Annotated in this window: 1 protein-coding gene; it reads left to right on the top strand. The window is 61.6% G+C overall.

Going from position 1 to position 1329, the window contains the following annotated elements; genetic code table 11:
- A partial coding sequence (locus Q322_RS24000; protein WP_342667673.1) for a hypothetical protein occupies positions 1-1138 on the top strand: 1138 nt, incomplete at its 5' end.
- Between the last annotated feature and the right edge of the window lie 191 nt (positions 1139-1329).

Raw genomic sequence — 1329 nt, 5'->3', positions numbered from 1 at the left:
TCTGGGCAAGCCCCTGAATCCACGCCTGGCCGATGAATTCTCGGTCTGCATAGATCGTGGCAACGTCGCAGCAGTCCAGCAGAGTCAGCGCCTCGCCACTGAGGCCACCCGGCGGGCCTTCCTGGATGCCCAGGTGGCCGCCCTGCGTGCAGGCCACCCAGAAGCCGCCCCACGGGCCATACGCTGCCCAGCCCCGACAACAACGCGGTCTCCGGTGGACACCACCGAGGCGCTGAAGGCTGTTGGTCTGTACCGCAAGAGCATCCGCGCCAAACCTGTCATGAGCGGTTACACGCCCACCAAAACCTTCTGGCCCGTGGCCTTCCCATATAAGGCCGGGCAGTACCTGACGAAGCTGAGCCGCAGCGTGTCCTGCGACTGGCGCATGATCCTGACGGGGATCAGCACCACCAGCCTGGCCGGGGGACGCCTGACCAGTTCGCAGGGTCTCAATCTCATCCGCATTGTCGAGGAGCTGCGCAAGCACTGTTACCTGAAGGTCAGTGAGGACGGACGGCCCATGCAGTCCCGTGAACAGGTGGTGCAGATGGTGGGCGGGCGATTTTGCTTTGCCCGAGAGTGCGGGATGAGTGAGACCACCTTCTACCGGGCGCTCAAACACCCCCTGGCGCATCTGTGGCTGAGGAGCCAGAAGGTGCAGCGGCTGGACAAAGACACGGCAGCCAGGCGCAACGCCGCCACCCTCTTCAGCGTCGCACTGTACGAGCCGGTCATCCCGGAGGACCTGGAAGCCGCTTTTTTCGCCGAGAGCGTGCAGGAGGCTGAGATTTTCGTCGTGCCAGACTTTAACTCTCAAGGTGAGACGACTAAAGGAAGCTCAACCACCGCTCAAAGACAAAGCAATTGTGGAAAACTCACGGCCAGCCTCTCAGGAGCTTCCTCCGCAGGCGAGGCCAGAGAAGACCTGCTGCGTTGCCTGGATGGGGCGGCATTACTGGCCCGTGCTGGAGAGCGAGGAAATGTTTCCCCCAACCGGCTGGAGAAGTGGCGGCTGAAGGGCCAGAAGATCGAGACGCCGGGGCGGCTGCTGATGCACCTGCTCAACGAGAAGGCAAGAGCAGCCACCGGCTTCAATATCAATGACCTGGGGACCGAGCCGGGGGGAGTGGTGGCCTAAGCCGAAAAGCGAGTGCGCTAGCGCCTCAGGCTTAGCATCTTTGACGCACCAATCTTGCGGTGGCTCTCACCAGCGACGTCCAGACATTGGGGTCTGATACGGATTCCGATTAAACAGTTTGTAATAGAGGGATGAAACCTGCACTCTTCACTCGTCCCCTCGCACATCAAGCGGCTGACTTCTGGCAGCTC

Origin of the sequence: Deinococcus frigens DSM 12807 (assembly GCF_000701425.1) — a bacterium.
GTDB classification, from domain to species: Bacteria; Deinococcota; Deinococci; order Deinococcales; family Deinococcaceae; genus Deinococcus; species Deinococcus frigens.
The sequence above is the reverse complement of the archived record's forward strand: the minus strand, read 5'-3'. Positions and strand labels throughout refer to the sequence as shown.